This is a genomic window from Halomarina rubra (genome assembly GCF_023699475.1).
GTDB classification, from domain to species: Archaea; Halobacteriota; Halobacteria; order Halobacteriales; family Haloarculaceae; genus Halomarina; species Halomarina rubra.
The window spans coordinates 335,658-353,398 of the sequence record NZ_JALXFV010000003.1 but is presented as its reverse complement, the minus strand read 5'-3'; the positions used below and the strand labels follow the sequence as shown (position 1 = coordinate 353,398).

Annotated in this window: 13 protein-coding genes, 2 tRNA genes, 2 rRNA genes and 1 pseudogene (1 of these 18 only partly in view); 14 read left to right on the top strand and 4 right to left on the bottom strand. The window is 68.7% G+C overall.

What is annotated here, in order from left to right:
- From M1L36_RS07065 to M1L36_RS07040, 6 genes are all read left to right on the top strand, one after another.
- Positions 1–1,344, top strand: a 23S ribosomal RNA gene (locus M1L36_RS07065); it begins 1,567 nt to the left of the window's first position.
- Positions 1,345–1,449: 105 nt separating this feature from the next.
- Positions 1,450–1,568 (top strand): 5S ribosomal RNA (rrf, locus tag M1L36_RS07060).
- A gap of 239 nt (positions 1,569–1,807) precedes the next feature.
- Positions 1,808–1,883: transfer RNA gene (locus M1L36_RS07055), tRNA-Cys, on the top strand.
- Positions 1,884–2,290: 407 nt separating this feature from the next.
- On the top strand, positions 2,291–3,529 hold the full coding sequence (locus tag M1L36_RS07050) for a DUF8231 family protein (protein ID WP_250873016.1): 1,239 nt from the start codon (positions 2,291–2,293) through the stop codon (positions 3,527–3,529).
- A gap of 93 nt (positions 3,530–3,622) precedes the next feature.
- Positions 3,623–3,696, top strand: a tRNA-Lys gene (locus tag M1L36_RS07045).
- A gap of 210 nt (positions 3,697–3,906) precedes the next feature.
- Positions 3,907–5,223 (top strand): M20/M25/M40 family metallo-hydrolase, encoded by a 1,317-nt coding sequence (locus tag M1L36_RS07040; protein ID WP_250873015.1) that lies wholly within the window; start codon positions 3,907–3,909, stop codon positions 5,221–5,223.
- Between the two features lie 90 nt (positions 5,224–5,313).
- On the opposite strand, the gene M1L36_RS07035 is transcribed toward M1L36_RS07040, so the two are convergent.
- Both M1L36_RS07035 and M1L36_RS07030 read right to left on the bottom strand, forming a co-directional pair.
- Entirely contained in the window at positions 5,314–5,982 is a 669-nt protein-coding gene (locus tag M1L36_RS07035; RefSeq protein ID WP_250873014.1) for a DUF7119 family protein, read from the bottom strand.
- Between the two features lie 117 nt (positions 5,983–6,099).
- Positions 6,100–6,261 (bottom strand): DUF8595 family protein, encoded by a 162-nt coding sequence (locus M1L36_RS07030; RefSeq protein WP_250873013.1) that lies wholly within the window; start codon positions 6,259–6,261, stop codon positions 6,100–6,102.
- Between the two features lie 383 nt (positions 6,262–6,644).
- Here M1L36_RS07030 and M1L36_RS07025 point away from each other — a divergent pair, with 383 nt between their 5' ends.
- Both M1L36_RS07025 and M1L36_RS07020 read left to right on the top strand, forming a co-directional pair.
- Positions 6,645–8,417 carry a nitrite/sulfite reductase gene (locus M1L36_RS07025; RefSeq protein WP_250873012.1) on the top strand — a complete coding sequence of 591 codons (1,773 nt, stop codon included), beginning with the start codon at positions 6,645–6,647 and terminating at the stop codon, positions 8,415–8,417.
- A complete protein-coding gene (locus M1L36_RS07020; protein ID WP_250873011.1) occupies positions 8,417–8,701 on the top strand; it encodes a DUF6360 family protein in 285 nt (94 codons plus the stop codon). Before M1L36_RS07025 ends, M1L36_RS07020 begins: the two co-directional genes overlap by 1 nt.
- Positions 8,702–8,761: 60 nt before the next feature.
- On the opposite strand, the gene M1L36_RS07015 is transcribed toward M1L36_RS07020, so the two are convergent.
- On the bottom strand, positions 8,762–9,172 hold the full coding sequence (locus M1L36_RS07015) for a hypothetical protein (protein ID WP_250873010.1): 411 nt from the start codon (positions 9,170–9,172) through the stop codon (positions 8,762–8,764).
- Between the two features lie 195 nt (positions 9,173–9,367).
- Here M1L36_RS07015 and M1L36_RS07010 point away from each other — a divergent pair, with 195 nt between their 5' ends.
- Positions 9,368–10,765, top strand: coding sequence for an HD domain-containing protein (locus M1L36_RS07010; protein WP_250873009.1), 1,398 nt, complete (start codon positions 9,368–9,370; stop codon positions 10,763–10,765).
- Between the two features lie 113 nt (positions 10,766–10,878).
- Positions 10,879–12,111, top strand: coding sequence for an MFS transporter (locus M1L36_RS07005; RefSeq protein WP_250873008.1), 1,233 nt, complete (start codon positions 10,879–10,881; stop codon positions 12,109–12,111).
- A 68-nt stretch (positions 12,112–12,179) separates the two neighbouring features.
- On the opposite strand, the pseudogene M1L36_RS07000 reads toward M1L36_RS07005, so the two are convergent.
- Positions 12,180–12,542 (bottom strand): annotated as a pseudogene (locus M1L36_RS07000) (MBL fold metallo-hydrolase RNA specificity domain-containing protein); the annotation flags it as partial.
- Positions 12,543–12,634: 92 nt separating this feature from the next.
- Between M1L36_RS07000 and M1L36_RS06995 the strand changes: the two are divergent.
- From M1L36_RS06995 to M1L36_RS06980, 4 genes are read left to right on the top strand one after another with little or no spacing between them, the layout of a single operon-like run.
- Entirely contained in the window at positions 12,635–12,934 is a 300-nt protein-coding gene (locus M1L36_RS06995; RefSeq protein WP_250873007.1) for a hypothetical protein, read from the top strand.
- A complete protein-coding gene (locus tag M1L36_RS06990; RefSeq protein WP_250873006.1) occupies positions 12,931–13,866 on the top strand; it encodes a hypothetical protein in 936 nt (311 codons plus the stop codon). Before M1L36_RS06995 ends, M1L36_RS06990 begins: the two co-directional genes overlap by 4 nt.
- Entirely contained in the window at positions 13,863–14,168 is a 306-nt protein-coding gene (locus M1L36_RS06985; RefSeq protein WP_250873005.1) for a hypothetical protein, read from the top strand. The genes M1L36_RS06990 and M1L36_RS06985 overlap by 4 nt, the downstream gene beginning before the upstream one ends.
- Positions 14,165–17,602 carry a winged helix-turn-helix domain-containing protein gene (locus M1L36_RS06980; RefSeq protein ID WP_250873004.1) on the top strand — a complete coding sequence of 1,146 codons (3,438 nt, stop codon included), beginning with the start codon at positions 14,165–14,167 and terminating at the stop codon, positions 17,600–17,602. The genes M1L36_RS06985 and M1L36_RS06980 overlap by 4 nt, the downstream gene beginning before the upstream one ends.
- Positions 17,603–17,741: the final 139 nt, after the last annotated feature.

Sequence of the window (17,741 nt, the reverse complement as noted above, 5' to 3'; positions counted from 1 at the left end):
ATCCGTGGAAGCCGTAATGGCACGAAGCGGATGAACGGCGAGATAGTGAAAATCTGGTCAACCTGGGGCCCGTGAAAAAGCAAGTACGGAATCCGTACCAAGAACCGACACAGGTGTCCGTGGCGGAGAAAGCCAAGGCCTGTCGGGTCAAACCGACGTTAGGGAATTCGGCAAATTAGTCCCGTAAGTTCGCGATAAGGGATGCCTGCCTCGGAAAGAGGCAGGTCGCAGAGTCTAGGACGCTCCGACTGTCTAGTAACAACATAGGTGACTGCAAATCCGAAAGGACTCGTACAGTCACTGAATCCTGCCCAGTGCGGGTATCTGAACACCTAGTACAATAGGACGAAGGACCCGTCAACGGCGGGGGTAACTATGACCCTCTTAAGGTAGCGTAGTACCTTGCCGCTTCAGTAGCGGCTTGCATGAATGGATCAACGAGAGCGTCACTGTCCCAACGTTGGGCCCGGTGAACTGTACGTTCCAGTGCGGAGTCTGGAGACCCCCAAGGGGAAGCGAAGACCCTATAGAGCTTTACTGCAGGCTGTCGCTGAGACATGGTCGCTAATGTGCAGCATAGGTAGGAGCCATTACACAGGTACCCGCGCTAGCGGGCCACCGAGGCATCAGTGAAATACTACCCGTTAGTGACTGTGACTCTCACTCCGGGAGGAGGACACCGATAGCCGGGCAGTTTGACTGGGGCGGTACGCGCTCGAAAAGATATCGAGCGCGCCCTAAGTCCATCTCATCCGGGTCAGGAATCCGGAGAAGAGCGCAAGAGCAAAAGATGGGCTGACAGTGTCGTGCCTAACGAGCGACGCTGACGCGAAAGCGCGGTCTAGCGATCTTATGTGCCCGCCCGATGCGGGCCATAAGTGACAGAAAAGCTACCTTAGGGATAACAGAGTCGTCACCGGCAAGAGCACATATCGACCCGGTGGCTTGCTACCTCGATGTCGGTTCCCTCCATCCTGCCCGTGCAGAAGCGGGCAAGGGTGAGGTTGTTCGCCTATTAAAGGAGGTCGTGAGCTGGGTTTAGACCGTCGTGAGACAGGTCGGCTGCTATCTATTGGGGGTGTTTTGGTACCTGACGTGAACGTTCGTATAGTACGAGAGGAACTACGAATGGTTGCCACTGGTGTACCGGTTGTCCGAGAGGGCACGTGCCGGGCAGCTACGCAACAAGGGGTAAGAGCTGAACGCATCTAAGCTCGAAACCCACATGGAAAAGAGGTACCGTTGAGATCGCTCGTAGAAGACGAGTTCGATAGACTCGGGGTGTACGCACCAAGGTAACGAGGTGTTCAGCCCGCGAGTACTAAACGATCGAAGCCACACAATCATCTGCACTGGTCCCGTAAACGGGTCCAGGCGTTAACTGGATTGCACGTACACTGACCGACGGTGGTCCTTACCCACACGCGGTTCGATTCCGCGAGTCGGCGTTAAGGCGGCCACAGCGGCAGGGCGACTCCCGTACCCATCCCGAACACGGAAGATAAGCCTGCCAGCGTTCCAGCGAGTACTGGAGTACGAGAGTCTCTGGGAAAACTGACCCGCAAGGGTGGCCAAGCACGGGCCGAGGACCGTGATCCGTAGTACACGCAGGGTTCGTCCCGGTGGAATCGGAGATCGGTCTGTCGACGCCCGCAGCTGGTGGTTCGCCGCCTACCATTCATTCCGTATTCATCCAACCGAGAGCGGCCGCACTATCGCAGTGCGGCCGCTTTTCGTATTTGGTTCGGGAAGTGGTCACACCAGACCGCTACCCTTATTCACGCGCTCCCGGTAGAGACAGCCGCGCGCCAAGGTGACAGAGTCTGGCCATACGTACTCGCCTGCAGAGCGAGATCACGCCGGTTCGAATCCGGCCCTTGGCTCTCCTTCGTATCCGACGTCGAACAACGGTCGCGTCGTCGGACGACACACACGTATCACAGAGCGGTCCCGTTCCGTGGCCGACCGTCACGACCCGTCGTCGGCCGTTGCAGTCGGATCGTTCGTCGCGTTTACTGGCCGTCCACGAGTGGCGACACCGTACGGACCGAGACGAGGTCGGCTGTCGACCCCGACTCTCCCCGGTCGACTCCGGGGGTCGACGGGCCGAAGAGTCGTCCGCGAGGGGGCGAGGGCGGGCTGTTGGCGGGTCACACACGAGCGTGGCCGGTGTCGCCTGTGCGTGGGGGCGCAGCGTCCGGTCACTGGTCGAGAACCGTGTCACGGGGAGCGGGGCAGTGTCGTCGAGGAGAACGCAATCGATATAGGCCGCGCTATCTTCGCGTGATGTATGCAACGACGAGCAGCGGCGGTCCTCTTCGTCTTCTTCCTCGTGATGGGGGCGAGTGCGTACTCCGTCATCTCGGTCGCCGAGGAGCCGGCGATCGAGTTGCCGAACGAGCAGGCGTACGGGAACGGTACGAACTTCACCGAAGACGGCCAGGAGTACCGAGTGCTCACGGAGATGTCCGAGGGTGGTGGTGGTGGCGGCCACGGCGGTGGTGGCGGTGGCGCGACCGCGGCCGGCACGCTCCAGTGGTACGTTCCGGAGGTCGCGCAGAACCAGACCTACGACAACGGGACGGCTGCCGAGGTGTTCAACGGGACGTACCTCGTGACGACGGGTGTCTCGCCGAACCTCGACGCGGCGTACGTCAACGCCAGCGGCGGCGTCATCCCGTACGCCAGCGCCGGGCAGGCGATGAGCAGCGGGAACGACAGCGGCAACGCGTCGGGTGGGAACACCACGGGAACGGCTGCACCGAACGCGACCAACGCGTCGGGTGGCGGAGCGAACGTCTCTGCCGGAACGGCCACCCCTGCCCCGACCGCGGGTAACGGGTCGAACGCGAGCAGCGGTGCGAACGCCGCCAACGCCTCGAACGGGTCGTCGGCGGGACCGAGCGTCCCCGCCCAGCAGTCGAACCAGTCCAACGGGTCGAGTTCGCTCTACGTCCCGGCGGAGAACACGCTCGTGTTCACGAACACGACGGACCTCGCCGCCACTCTGGAGTCCGACTCGGCGGTGTACAACGAGACGGTCACCTCCGAGGGCCAGGCGTTCGTCCGGTACCGCTCGAACGGGTCGTTCGTCCCGCTGAGCGAGTACCTCCCGCGCGCGGAGCAGACCCGCGTCCAGGAGGGTGACAGCTTCCAGCTACAGATCGAGATCGACACGTTCAGCGACTCGAAGACGCTGAACGTCAGCGCGACCGTCGCGAACGTCACCAACGAGTCGGCCGTCATCGAGTACACGGCACCGCAGTACAACACGGCCGAACTCGAGTCCGGCGCGAACGTCACCCTCGCGAACGGTGACCAGCGCGTCGTGAACCTCCAGACCGAGGGCCACGGCAACGACACCAGCGTCTCGGCCCAGTTCGGCTCGAACTACACCGAGTACTCCCAGCAGGCGGCGACCCAGGAGTCGTACCACGACCGCATCACCGGTCTCTGGAACGTCCTCGTCATCTGCTCCATCGCCGGGATGCTCGTCATCGGTCTCGCGTTCCTCCCCGTCCGGGGCTGACCGGACTGTCTGACGTGGTCCGTCGGGTCGGCCGACGCTCTCCGGCCGCGTCAACCGTAACGGTTTAGCGACGAGCGGGGGTAGTCGTGGTGAGGGCTGATAGCTCAGTTAGGGAGAGCGTCTGGCTTTTAACCAGACGGTCGGGGGTTCAAATCCCTCTCAGCCCGTTTTCCTGCGAACACTGTGAGCAGTGAAAACGCCACAGAGGATTTGAATCAGGAAGCGAACGACAGTGAGCGACTGTGGTTCAAATCCCTCTCAGCCCGTTTCTACTCCGGGTGCTCGAACGAGCAGCGGTCGCGCCGCCCGAACACCCCCTCGGTTTCGTGTGGAACGATAGCGAACGCTCTTGTCGCTGGCCGGTCCATCGTCGGCCGATGACCGACCTCTCGGCTGGGTTCACGGAGCGGTACGGCGAGGACCTGCGAGCGTTCGTCGAGCGTCTCGTCTCCTTCGAGTCGACACCGGGTGCGGAGGCGGGCGTGCAGTCGTTCGTCCGGGGTCACCTCGACGCCCTCGGCTTCGAGACCGACGAGTGGGAGGCCGACCCCGAGCGGTTGGCCGGCCACCCGTCGTTCCCGGACACCCCGGCCGAGATAGCGACGGCAGGTCGCCCCAGCGTCGCCGGCGTGCTCGAACTCGGCTCGGGCGAGGGGCGGACGCTCCTGTTGAACGGCCACGTCGACGTGGTGCCCGCGAGCGACGCGAGCGACGGTGATGCAGACACGGACGGACCGTCGGCCGACGGCGCGTGGCACAGCGACCCGTTCACGCCGACGTGGTCCGAGGACGGAGGGCGACTGACCGCTCGCGGTGCGGCGGACATGAAGTCGGGGGTCGCCGCGTGCGTCTACGCCGCGCGGTACCTCGCCGACCGTGTCGAGGCGGGCGAAGTGGACCTCGACGGTCGCATCGTCGTCGAGTGCGTCGCCGGCGAGGAAGAGGGCGGCATCGGAGCGGCCGCGAGCGCGCTCGACGCGCCGTACCCCGGCGAGCGCGACGCCGCCATCGTCGCCGAACCGACCGAACTCCGGCCGGTCGTCGCCAGCGAGGGGAGCCTGATGGTACGTCTCGACGTCCGCGGGCGGTCGGCCCACGCCGCGACTGCCTGGCGCGGCGCGAGCGCCCTCGACCGCTTCGAGGTCGTCCACGACGCACTGCGCGCGCTAGAGACCGAACGCACCGACACGGTGACGCACCCGCTGTACGAGCGGTTTCCGACACCGTGGCCCCTCGTCGTCGGGACCGTCGAGGCTGGCGAGTGGGCGTCGACGGTCCCCGCGCGCCTCACCGCCGAACTCCGCGTCGGCGTCGCGCCCGGCGAGACCGTCGCCGAAGTGGAGTCGACCGTCCGGGAGCGCCTCGCCGCGACCGCCCGCGAGGCGGGGTGGCCCGACGCGCTGTCGGTCGAGCGACTCGGTATCCAGTTCGAGGCGAGCGAGATCGCACCCGACGAACCGGTCGTCGAGTCGGTCCAGGCGTCGATGACCGAGCACGGACTGGCCGGCACCGACCCGCTCGGCGTCACCTACGGTGCGGACGCGCGCCACTACATCGACGCCGGCGTCCCGACGGTGCTGTTCGGGCCGGGCACCATCGACCAGGCGCACTTCCCGAACGAGACCGTCGAGTGGGCGGAGGTGCTGACCGCGGGCGCGACGCTCGCGACGGCGGCCGAGCGATACCTCTCCTGAGTCGTTTCAGTTCGTCTCCACCAGTCTCTCTCGCGACTTTCGGCTGTCGCCGCTCGGTTGTCCGTGGTTCTCACTCAGGTTCGAACCACGCTACTCCTCCAACGGGTCGAGTTCGGCGAGCGCATCGGCGACGACGTCCTCGGGGTCGACGCCGCGACGCGCGGCCCGCCAGCGCAGGTCCCGGTAGCTCTCGGCGTCCAGCGAGAGGGTGATGTCGCCCACGGCGACGTCCTGGGCGGCGAGTGCGGTCTCGACGCTCTGCCCGTCGTTGATGGCGCTGGCGACGCTCCGGACGTCCCGGACCGTCAGGCCGTGGTCGAGGACGGCCCACGCGAGGTGGTAGCGCGCTTCGCCACGGACGCGGGCGATGTGTTTGGCGGCCGTCGGCGCGATGCGCCCCGTCGCGACGCACTCGCGGACCATCCGCGGCAGGTCGTGGACCCGCGCCCACTTGCGGATGAACGCGACTGTGACGCCCTCGCCCGCGCGTTCGGCGGCGGCCTTGTACGAACCCTCCCCACGGACGAGCGCGGCACAGGCGGCCGCGCCCCGGAGCATGTAGACGTTGTCGGCGGCCCCGGCGTTCTCGGTGGCGAACGCGTGGACGACGCGGGCGGCCCGGTCGAGGCTCTCCGGGTCGTCGGGGTCGAACTGGACGGCGCGCTGTGCCCGCGGGCCCATCAGGTCGGGGTCGCCACGGACGACCGGTCGCCCGACTGGCGACTTCCGGTCGGCCGCGGGCACGTCGTCCTCGCTCATCGTTCCGTCTCTGGGCGGGGGAGTCTAAAAGCGTCGCGCGGTCGTGCAGCGGTCGGGACGGTTCGGCGTCCTGGCCGGGGCGTCCGGGCGGTGGTCTCCCGTCCCGTCAGCCCCGGGCTACTCCTCGCGCTGCTCGGAGAGGTGGTCCATCACCTCCGCACAGCCACAGCCGTCCTCGAGGCCGTCCAGGTGGCTCGTGTCGATCTCTTCGTCCTCGTCTCGCTCCGTTCGGGACTCGCCACGGCCGGACTCGCGCGATTCGCTACGCTGTTCGGTCACTCTGTGTCCTCCTCGTACAACTCCGGTGCGACGTCCGCGGGTGCGACCGACGCACCCGACGACTCGGTCTCGGTCATCGCCCGCCCTACGTCTCGCCCTCGTTTAACCTCGCTCTCACCCGTAACGTTGGCCCGTGCTGCCGTCTCTGGGCAACGGTTGCCGCTATCTGGGTGGGCGACGTCGCCCTCGCAGACGGGCGACGCCCGACTCGCCCGAGCGTTCCCGTCCGCTGGGGTCGGGCGGACGGGACGGTGGCTCCTCCTCGCCGGCCGCCGCGCCGAACCGTCCCGACAGCTCCCGGCAACATGCTCCGGATGGCGGGAGTCACCGCCACGCTTGACGCGAGCCACGGGGGTTTACCCCGGAGTCACGGACGAGGGGTAATGCCGTCGAAGGTCGAAGGGTGGAAAGACGAGGTGTACGGGGTCGAGGTTCGCGACCACCTCCGTCGGTTCGCCGAGGAGGGTGGCTTCGAGGCCATCCCCGAGGACGAACACGACGCGTGGTTCGAGCGCTTCAAGTGGTGGGGGCTGTACCACCAGCGGTCGGGCCAGGAGGGCAACTTCATGCTGCGCGTCGGGGTACCGATGGGTCGACTCACGCCCGAGCAACTGCGCGTGGTCGGCGAACTCGCCCGCGAGTACGCGAGCGGTCCCGTCGACAACCCCGAGTTCGGGGACGCGTGGGCCGACTTCACGACCCGCCAGTCCATCCAACTGCACTGGATTCGACTGGAGGACATCCCGGCCATCTTCGACCGCCTCGACGAGGTCGGTCTCTCGACCATCCAGGCCTGCGGGGACTCCTGGCGCAACATCGTCGGTTCGCCCGTCGCGGGCCGCGACGCCGACGAGCACCTCGACGTCTGGCCGCTCGTCCAGGAACTCAACGAGGAGTTCAAGGGCAACCCCGCTCACTCCAACCTCCCCCGGAAGTGGAAGGTGTCGGTGACGGGCGACACCCGCGGCGCGGGCCAGGGCGACATCAACGACCTCGCGTTCGAACCGGCCACGAAGGAGGTCGACGGCGAACGCGTCGACGGGTTCAACGTCCGCGTCGGCGGCGGACTCGCTCGCAAGGAGCCACGCTTCGCCCGCGACCTCGACGTGTTCTGCACGCCCGAGGAGATGACCGCCGTCTCGGCGGGCGTCTCCGCGCTGTTCCGGGACCACGGCGACCGCGACAACCGGTTCAACGCCCGCGTGAAGTTCCTCGTCGACGAGTGGGGCGCGGAGAAGTTCCGCCGCGTCCTCCAGGAGGAGTACGTCGAGTACGACCTCCCCACGGCGGGCGAGGACCTGCGCCACCAGTACGACTACAACGCCGGACGCACCGACGCGCCGGGTGACTACGTCGGGATTCACGAACAGAACGACCCCGACAAACGATTCGTCGGTCTCTCGGTCCTCACGGGTCGGATGGCCGCCGAGGACGTCGTCGAACTCGCCGACCGCGCCGCGGAGTACGGCAGCGAACTCGTCGGGCTGACCCAGCGCCAGAACGTCGTCGTCGCGGACGTCCCCGAGGACGACGTCGACGAGTTCCTCGACGACCCGCTGTTCGAGGACTACTCGCCCGACCCCCACCCGTTCATGCGCGGCTCCATCGCCTGTACGGGCACGGAGTTCTGTGGGCTGGCCATCACGGAGACGAAAAACCGGATGGTCCGCTACGCTCGTCACCTTCGAGACACCGTCGACCTCCCCGACGGCGTCGAGGAGTTCCACATCCACCTCTCTGGCTGTACCGCCTCCTGCGCCCAACCCCAGATAGCGGACGTCTCCCTCCGCGGGATGAAGACCCGCAAGGACGGCGAGCCGGTCGAGGCGTTCGACGTCGGTCTCGGTGGCGGCCTCGGGGAGAACCCGCAGTTCGCCGAGTGGGTCGAGATGCGCGTGCCCGCCGACGAGGTGCCGGGCTACGTCGAGAACCTGCTCGCGACCTACGAGGCCGAGCGAGAGGACCGCGAGGAGGGCGTCGAATCGTTCCGCGAGTTCGTCACGCGCGTCTCCGAGAGCGACGGCGAGGAGGGGCTGAAGGCTCTCGCCGAACCGATGGAGACGAGCTACGACGACCCGATGATGCACAACACGAAACAGGCGTGGTACCCCTACGACGAGGAGACCATCCCCGGGACCGCCCCGAGCGACGACTGATGGCCGAGCGAATCCTGAGCGTCACGGCCTACACGACGCTCGACCTGGTCGCCGCCGAGGCGGAGGGTCACGACTTCACCGAGGAGACCGACGGCGTCCTCGACGTGAGCACGCCGCGAAACGACCCCGACCACGTCACGCTCGCACTCGAACTCGACGGGACGACGCTGGAGCACCTCCCGCCCCACGCCGACCGCGTGAGGCTCTCACCCGAGGAGGCCCGCCGGGTCGCCGCGGCGCTCGAAGAGGAGGCCGACGCGGTCGACGCCGCGCGGGCGGAGTGACCGCTGACGGCCGACCCGCCTCGGCGCGGGTCTCGGGAGCGCAGCGACCGGGACCCGCACTCACTCCGGGGGTCGGTCGTCGCGTTCGGCGCGCTCGCGCCACTCCCGTTGTTGCCGACGCTCGGTGACGTGTGGTGAGCCGTCGGCGAGCGCCTCCCGGACGTCGCCCTCGAACGCCGTCACGTCCGCGAGGAACTCCGCCCGGAACTGGTCGACCAGTTCGTACGTCCAGCGGTCTTCGATGGCTCCCACCGGGAGGTGGACGTCCCGGAGCGTGTCGGCGAACTCGGTGTGGCCGGCCGCGCGCAGTTGCGCCTCGGCCTCGGCGAAGTAGTCCATCCCGCCGCCGACGAGGTGGTGCCACTCCAACAGCGCGCCGTAGCCGCGGTAGAACTTCTCGATACCGATCTGGAGGTTGTGCAACGCCGCCCGCTCGTCCTCGTTCAGGTCGGGGTCGGTGTACTCGACCATGGCTCCCTTTCGTGTGCTGACACGATACGCGCTTTCCCGGCGGGTCCGAACGGTACTCGTGGCTCGTTCGGGGTCTCCGGCGACCGAAAGAGCCTCACTCGCCGAACTACTGCGTTCGGTAATCGGAGCGTTCGCGAACCACAACGAACGCACGCGGTCGCCTCGCGGCGACGCTCTCACCGACGACCCCCATCCATGACTCGACAGTTCAAAGACCCAGTCCACGGCTACGTCGACCTCGACGAGCGAATCGTCGAACGCGTCGTCGACACCGCACCGTTCCAGCGCCTGCGTCGCGTCCGCCAGCTCTCGGCGACCCACCTCGTCTACCCCGGCGCGACCCACACCCGGTTCGAACACTCGCTTGGCGTCTACCACCTCGGCCAGCGCGTCTTCGAGAACCTCCGCACCCAGTCGTACTTCACCGACGGTATCGGGAACGACGAACTCGACACTATCGAGCGGACGCTGGCGTTCGCCTGCCTGCTCCACGACGTCGGTCACCCGCCGCTGTCCCACCTCGGCGAACGGCACCTCGACGCCGACGCGTTGCGCGAGCGCCTCCGCGACCACGGTCTCGTCGCGGCGTTCGAGCGCTGTGGCGTCCCGAGCGTCGAGGGACTCCCGGTTCCCGTCCGACGGGCGAACCCCCACGAACTGCTCGGCTGTGTCACCGTGCTCGACCACTACGCCGACGCCATCGCGTCGTTCGGCGTCGACCCCCACGAGGTGTGTGCGTACGTGCTGGGCTGGAGCCTGCGCTACGAGGCCGGCGACCACTGGCAACACGGCGTCGCCGCCGAACTGCTCCACTCGCCCATCGACGTCGACCGCCTGGACTACATCATCCGCGACGACCACATGACGGGCGCGAACGTCCTCAACGTCGACACCGAGCGGATGGTCGCCGCCTACACCGCCCACCCCGACGCCGGCCTCGCGCTCTCGGAGAAGGCGCTGAGCACCATCGGCAACTACCTCGAAGGACGCATCTCGCTGTACATGTGGGTCACCCAGCACCACAAGTCGGTGTACGCGAACGTGCTCGTCCGCCGCCTGCTCGACGAGTTGGCCGCCCACACCGACGAACGCCTCATCACCGTCGACGCGGTCCTCGACGACGACCTGGACGACCACGCCGTCCTCGACCGGTTCCGACGGGCGGCCGCGGACCCGCCCAGCGAGGCGTTCGCCGACCTCTACGAGCGCTACCGGACCCGTCGGTTCGCCGAGTCCTGCTGGAAACACCGCCTGGGGTACGCCGACGTCGTCGCCGCCGAGGACGAACGCGCCGTCGACGACTACACCCGCTGGCTGCTCGCCAACGACGAGCGCCTCGAAGCCCACCTCGCCGACGAACTCGACGTGCCGGCCCACGAGGTGTGGATCGAACGCTCGTACGTCCCGGAGTACGAACCCGCCGAGTTGAAGGACATCCCGCTGGCGCACAACGGCCGCACCCAGTCGGTCGGCGCGTACGGTCTCTACGGCGACCGGGCGTTCGACCGCTCCATCCCGTTCGTCTACGTCCCCGCCGGCCACGTCGACCGGACGGTCGACCTGCTCAACGAACGCTACCGCGCCGAGCGGTGAGCCGGGTCGTCCGCGCGGGCGACGGGTCGTGCACGCGTCGTCGAGTTATGCACGTGTCGTCGAATCGGTCATAACAGGACGTAATCGTCCGTTCGTCGTCGGGCCGTACACAGATGGCAGCGCGCGACGTGGGCGGTCTCTCCCGGCCGGTCTCCGGGGCCGTCCTGAAGTACTACCTCTACAAGTCGACGAAGGCGGTCGAGTTCTACCGGCCGGTGATGTACCTCTTCTTCCTCGCCCAGGGGTTGACGTTCACCGAAATCGCGGTGCTGGAGGTGCTGTACAACCTGACGACGCTGTTCGGCGAGATTCCGACGGGCTACGTCGGTGACCGGGTGGGTCGGCGCAACAGCCTGCTCGTCGGGACGTCGCTCATCGCGCTGACGCTGGTCGGTATCGGCCTCTCGAACTCCTTCCTCCCGCTGGCGGTGCTGTACGTCTGCTGGTCGATGGGCTACAACTTCCGCTCGGGAAGCGAGGACGCCTGGCTCTACGACACGCTCACCGACGACCTCTCGGCCGACGAGTTCGCCCACGTCCGGGGGCGCGGGGAGTCGGTGTCGCTGGCGGTCGGCGCGGGCGCGGCGGTGCTCGGGGGGTACCTCGGCAGCGTCGACCTCTCGTACCCGTGGTTCGTGGCCGCGGGCGTGACGAGCGGCGGCGTCCTCGTCCTGCTCACGCTCGACGAACCGGAGACGTACGAGGAGACGGCGAGCGCCGACCTGAGCCTGCGCCGGACGGCCGGCATCGTCCGAGACGTGCTCGCGCGCCGTCGCCTCCGGGCGTTCCTGCTCTACTACTACGTGCTCTACGCCGCGATTACCTACCTCGTGTTCGTCTTCCTCCAGCCCATATTCGAGACCGTCGTGCTCGACCTGGGGGTCGCCGAGCCACGCGTCGAGTCGCTGCTGGGGTGGTTCTACGCGGCGTACAGCCTCGTCGGCGCGCTGTTGAGCTACTACACCGGAGCCATCCGGGAGACCGTCGGCCTGCGGACGTGGTTCCAGGTCCTCCCGTTCGCCGTCGGCGGGGCGCTGGTCGGGATGTACTTCCTCCCGCTGCTGGCGCTGCCGACGTTCCTGTTGATTCGCGGTGTCTCGGACGTCACGCGCTCGTTCGCCGGTCAGTACGTCAACGACCGCATCGACTCGCTGGCCCGCGCCACCGTGTTGAGCGCGATGGCGATGGTCAGCGGTCTGGCGGTCGTCCCGTTCCAACTCGGCAGCGGCGTCGTCTCCGACGTCGTCTCGCCGCTGTTCGCGCTGGGCGTCGCGGGCGGCGTGCTCGTCGTGGGCGCGAGCGTCCTCCTCCTCTGGGAGGACCCGGTCGCCGACGCGGCGGGGTGAGGGTGTGGCGGCGGCCGAGTGGTCCGTGTGCGTCCGAGCGGTCGCTGCGATGATAGGACGGCCGCCCTCTACACCGCGAGCGTCTCGCCCAACTCCGGGGCGTGCGCGTCGTACCCCTCGGTGCGCAACTGCTCGGCGAACCACGCACAGCGGTCGCCGTGGTTGACCAGCACCGTCGCGTCCTCGTAGTCGGCGAGGAACCCGCGAAGCCCCTCGCGGTCGGCGTGGGCCGACAGTTCGAACAGCTCCGTGCGGGCGCTGACGGGGAGGACGCGGCCGTCGAACTCGCCGCGGCCGCGCTCCAGCACGCGCCGGCCGGTCGTCCCCTCGACCTGGTAGCCGACGAACGCGACGAGGTTCGTCGGCGACCCCCTGATGGCGGGGACGTACGTCATCGCCGGGCCGCCTGAGAGCATCCCGGTCGCACATACACATTACGTCCCGGAGCGGCGACGAACGGGGGACCGAACACCCACCCCGTTGTCCGGAGCAGGCCGACGGGGGACCCTTCGGCCCCGACGTGGTGGAACTTCGCACCATCCTCCCCGCCCCGCCCGAGGCACGTGCCCACCCGTGCTACGAGTTAGCGCGGGCGCTCACCGTCCACGACGGCGTGGACGAGGTAGTGGACCTCTACCCCGACGGCACGGTGCGATTCTTCATCGTCCGCGGTGAGGACCACACGACGACGCTCCCGCGTCTCATGACCTACACACTCGACGCGTTCGACGCGCGGGTCGTGAGCGTCCGGGCCGAACCCGGCTACGGCGACGGGCCGTTGCTGGAGGTGGTTGTCGGACGGTGCGAGGAGGCAGGCCGATGAGCGACGACGGCCAGCGTGCTGGCGACGCTGACGAGACGACCGTCTCGTCCGCCAACCGGAACGGCGAGCGTTCCGGTGACGCCGAGCAGGCGTCGCTCGACGCGTTCACGGCGACCCACGAGTGTCCGTGCGGGCGGGCGTTCGACTCTCGCCCCGCGCTCACCGGCCACCAATCGACGTGCGACGAGTACGACCCGCCGCACCGCGACCCCGACGTTCTCCACGTGTTGTACGTCGAACAGAAGCTCACGGCGGCTGAAATCGGGGAGAGATTCGGTGTAGCTGAGAAAACGGTCCTGAGCGCGTTGGAGGACGCCGAGATAGACCGGCGAACGACCGGCGAATCGCTTCGCCTCGGCCCGGATGTGTGGCGAGTGGCCCCGCGGGGCTATCCTATGTTCGGGTCGGTGTGCGGCCACGAAAAGGACCGGATAGCACACCACCACCTGCTCGCTATCGCCGACGGCGCGGACCCCTACCGCGTTCTCGCTGACGACGGCTACCACGTCCACCACCTGTCGCCCGTATGGACCAACCCGCCAGCGCGGTTATCCACGCACGAACAGTTCATCATCAACGACGCGCTGAACGTCGCCGATAACCTCGCCGTCGTCCCTGCCAGCGACCACAGCATCGGTCACAACGACCACCTTTGGGGTAACGAACCGTACCGCGACGAGCGCGTTCTACGGACGTTGTACGGGACGCTCGGACTCTCGACGGCACAACTCGGCGAGCTGTTGGGGTGTAACGCCATGTCGGTAACGCGCTGGCTTCGGCACCATGGCATCGCCGTCCGCGACGCGGGGTTCCCTATCCGCCGCGCCGACGACGAGACGCTGGCCTACGCCCGAGAATGGTTCGACGCCTACCTAACGGAAACGCGAGGAGCGACCGTTGACGACGCTGACCCGGAGGTGACGAGCGCGTGACCGCGCACTCCCGCGCGGTTCGACCCGACGGGCCGGTGTGTGCGTGCTGTGGCCTCGCCGGGGCCGCCGACGAGTTAGACCCCGTGAACGAACAGACCGACAGCGGCGTGGGGCAACTGCTCGTGTGCGTTCCCTGTCGCCGCGCACTCCACGCCGCTGTCTGCTCGGTGTGTGGCCGACCGGCGACGACGGGCCGCCGCGTTGACGACGCTCCGGTGTGCTACCGCTGTCACACCGACCTGTTGCTCGGCAACGGGCGAGCGGGCTACCGGCTTCGGTCCGACCGAGGCGGTCGGTCGTGAGCGACCCCGGCGCGTTCAGCGAGCGCGTCGGGCCGGACTTCAGCGCGACCGACACGGCGACGTGGCCCGCCGAACTACTCGCTCGACGGCGGTGGACGGGTCGGACAGCGGCGAGCAAGCGCGGGTTCGCCCCGTGGGCCGACCGTGACGCCGACCTGTCCTGCTCGAAAGACCACTGCCGGGACCACCGGAGCGACGGCGACGGCCCCGTGAGCGAGACGCTGGCCGCCGCCCGCGACGACTGTGCGGCCTGTCGCGCCCACCGGGACGGGACGACGACCGCCGAGTGCGGCCACGACGCCCGGTTCAAGTGGAGCTACGACGTGAACCTCGTGGACGGCGAGACGGTCGGGCTGGCCGAGGACGACCCTCGCCTCGCCGGGCGGATGTACGTTCAGCGCGGTGGCGACGAGACGCTGTTCGGCGACTGGGATAACGTCCGCTGTCCCGAGACGGGCGCGGTGCATCCCGTCGCGCGGGCGCTGTGCGTCCACCTCGGTCCGACCTACACCTCGCTCTCGTCGTCGGCCTCGGGGTTCCACACTCCGTTCGCCTACGAGGGCGACCTGCCCGGCGGGCGCTCGACGGCGAAGCTCCAACTCGACAGCGAATCGTGGGGCGCGAACGACGACCCGCCCGTGCTGGAGCTATACACCGGCACCAAACTGTTCGGGCTGACGGGCCGCCACGTCGCCGGGACGCCGGAGACGGTCGAACCCGTCGCCGAGGACGTGCTGGCCGCCGTGCTGGAGGCCCACGGCTTCGCCGCGACCGACGACGCCGAGCAGGCCACCACGGCCACCGAGCGGACGTTCGACGCCGACCAGTACGAACCGACGGCCACCGCCAGCGACGAGACGACGACGGACGTGCGGGACGTGTTCGCCGCGCTGGAACGACTCGACGCCCGCGACGTGGCGGAGGCCACTATCGTCCACCGATGGAACGACGGCGCGAACACCTCGGCGGGCGAGCGGGCGTTCGTCCCGACGTGGGGACCGAACGCGAACGGGACGGCGAACATCGTCAACCGCGACCGCTGGCAGGACACCGGGGCCGGTGGCTACGGCGGCCCGGCGGTCATGGCGAGCATCGCCCTCGGCGACACCGACCCCGCGACGGTCATGGGCCGCGTGACGGGGCGGGCGTGGTGGCGAGCGGTCGAACACCTCCGCTCGCTCGGCTTCGACATCCCCGAGTGCGTCCGGACCGACGGCGGCACCGCGACGGCCGAGGTGGGCGGCCCTGCCGACGTGGCGCTGTTGCCCGACCTCCCGCGAGCGCGGCGGTGGGGCGACCTGCAACCGGACCGCCGCGAGGACGACGGGCTGACGCTCGACGCCGTGCGCGAGCGGACACAGACCGCGCTGGCGAGCGCGGTTCAGCGCGGCGACCGCGTGGTGTTGGACGCCCCGCCGAGCGCCGGAAAGAGCTACAGCGTGGTGGCCGCCGCCGCGGAGACGGGCAAGCCGGTGACGGTCCTCGTCCAACGTGGCAACGAGGAGACGTATGACGAGCTTCGACGGCTGTGCGACGAGTTCGACCTGTCGGCGAAACGGCTACCCTCTCCGTTCGAGTTCTGCCCGACGTTCATGGGCGAGGCGGGCGAGGACTGGTTCACGCGCGTCACCGACCGCTACGACCGGGGTGCGACGCCCGCGAACATCCACGCCCACGCACAGGACTACTTCGGCGCGACCCTGCCGTGCAACCACGACGGCCAGTGCCCCTACTCGGCGCTGTGGCGGTTCGACGCCGAGGACTACGACGTGCTACTCGGCCACCCGACCCACGCGCTCAACGACCGCGTGATAGCAGGCCGGACCGTCGTGATTGACGAGTACCCCGGTGCGGCGTTCCTCCGGACGTTCGACGCCGGAGCGGAGTGGACGCCGGGGCGGGCGGCCTCGGCGTTCCTCGCGGCGACGCCCGGCCTCCCGTTCGCCGATGTGGCGGCCATGCTCGACGCCGACCCCGACGGCGACCGAGTACGCGAGGCGCTGGCGTGGTTCGCCGACGAGGGGACCGACCGCGACGACGACGCCGCCGGACGACCCGGTGGCGGCCACGCCGACGGCCCGGCGGTGACGCTCGGCCTGCTCGGCCACCACGCCAGCGCGGCGGCCTGCCGCGATGCCGGTATCGCCGTCCACGACGCCGGGCCGGGGTTCACCCGAACGACCCTGCCCGGAGGCCGGGGGTTCGCTGTCCGTGGCCTCACCAACAGCGACGAGCGCCGCGTCGGCGTGTTCCGACCGCCGGACTACCGCCACACACACGGCCTCGTCGGCCTCGACGGCACGCCCGTTCACGGCCTGTGGGAAACCGCTGTCGGAACCCGCCTCGACGCCCGGAGCGTGCTATCCGACGACGAGAAGGCCGCGTTCGTCCGCGGCACGCAGGGCATGACCGTCGTGCGGACGACCGACAGCGCCGCCCCTGTCTCGTCGGGCAACTGGGTTCGCCCGGAGACGGTCGCCGCGCTGTGCGAGGCCGTCCGCGACCGCCACGGCGAACGACCCGCCCTGCTCACTTCCGCGGCGGTGAGCGCGACGCTCGACGCCGCCGCCGACGCGGGCGACTACCCGACCGACCTCCTGCCCGACCCCGATGTGTATTACGGGAATCTGATAGGTAGTAACAAGCTCGTCGGCGAACGCCTCGGCGTCGTGTTCGGCTCCCGCCACTTCGGCGACGCGCACGTCGGGCTGTGGACGGCGCTGGCGGGCGAGACGTTCGACACCCCCGACCGGAGCGACACCGAGAATCGCGGTATGGGGCTGTCCTACGGCGGGTCCGGCTTCGGCGACGAGGTGCTACGGCAGATGCGCGAGCAACAGACCGCCCAAGCCATGCTCCGGTTCGGACGCGACGGCGGTGGCGCGACGGTCTACGTCCACACCGCCGCCCTGCCCGACTGGGTGCCGGTCCACGACACGGGCGAGGTGATTCGCACCCGGAGCGCGGGCGAGCGGGCCGTGCTGGCCGCGTGCCGGGACCTCGCCGACGAGCAGGAGCAGGGCGACGACGGATGGACGAGCGCCGACGTGGCCGCTCACCCCGACGTGGACGTGGGCCAGCGACAGGCCCGGACCCACCTTCGACGGCTGGCCGATGCGGGCGTGCTGGCCCAACGCGGCGCGGGCCGCACCCACCGCTACGCCCCCGGCGACGACGACGCACTCGACACCGCGAACGTGAGCGCCGATGTGAACCTGCCCGAACCTCCCGATTCGGCGGCTGACGGCGACGACGACCCGGTGAACGGTGCGGGTGTGTTACACAGTAACAATCCGGAAGTCTCACGTTATAGGGTTAGTACGTGGGACTTCCGGTTTGACACACCGTGGCATGGTCGCTCCGACACCGACGCCGCCGAGGGCGTTGACCCACCGCCGGAGCCGGTCGCCGACGGGTCGGATTCGCCGGGCTGACGCTCGTCGCTCGGCGGTCGCTGGCCGCCGGGGGCGGACCCCCCGACCGAAGCGGCCCTGTGGGTGGCGTGCGTACCCCCGAACGCCACGCACGACCGGACCGGCCCAAACTACCGGCGGCGTGCGGGCCGAGGCGAGG

Bases quoted from the DNA above. Each gene is read 5' to 3' on its own strand.
- M1L36_RS07040 (WP_250873015.1), top strand. From the start codon at position 3,907: ATGACCGACCTCTCGGCTGGGTTCACGGAGCGGTACGGCGAGGACCTG.
- M1L36_RS06990 (WP_250873006.1), top strand. From the start codon at position 12,931: ATGAGCGACGACGGCCAGCGTGCTGGCGACGCTGACGAGACGACCGTC.
- M1L36_RS07015 (WP_250873010.1), bottom strand. From the start codon at position 9,172: ATGGTCGAGTACACCGACCCCGACCTGAACGAGGACGAGCGGGCGGCG.
- M1L36_RS07050 (WP_250873016.1), top strand. From the start codon at position 2,291: ATGCAACGACGAGCAGCGGCGGTCCTCTTCGTCTTCTTCCTCGTGATG.
- M1L36_RS07005 (WP_250873008.1), top strand. From the start codon at position 10,879: ATGGCAGCGCGCGACGTGGGCGGTCTCTCCCGGCCGGTCTCCGGGGCC.
- M1L36_RS07025 (WP_250873012.1), top strand. From the start codon at position 6,645: ATGCCGTCGAAGGTCGAAGGGTGGAAAGACGAGGTGTACGGGGTCGAG.
- M1L36_RS07010 (WP_250873009.1), top strand. From the start codon at position 9,368: ATGACTCGACAGTTCAAAGACCCAGTCCACGGCTACGTCGACCTCGAC.
- M1L36_RS07035 (WP_250873014.1), bottom strand. From the start codon at position 5,982: ATGAGCGAGGACGACGTGCCCGCGGCCGACCGGAAGTCGCCAGTCGGG.
- M1L36_RS07020 (WP_250873011.1), top strand. From the start codon at position 8,417: ATGGCCGAGCGAATCCTGAGCGTCACGGCCTACACGACGCTCGACCTG.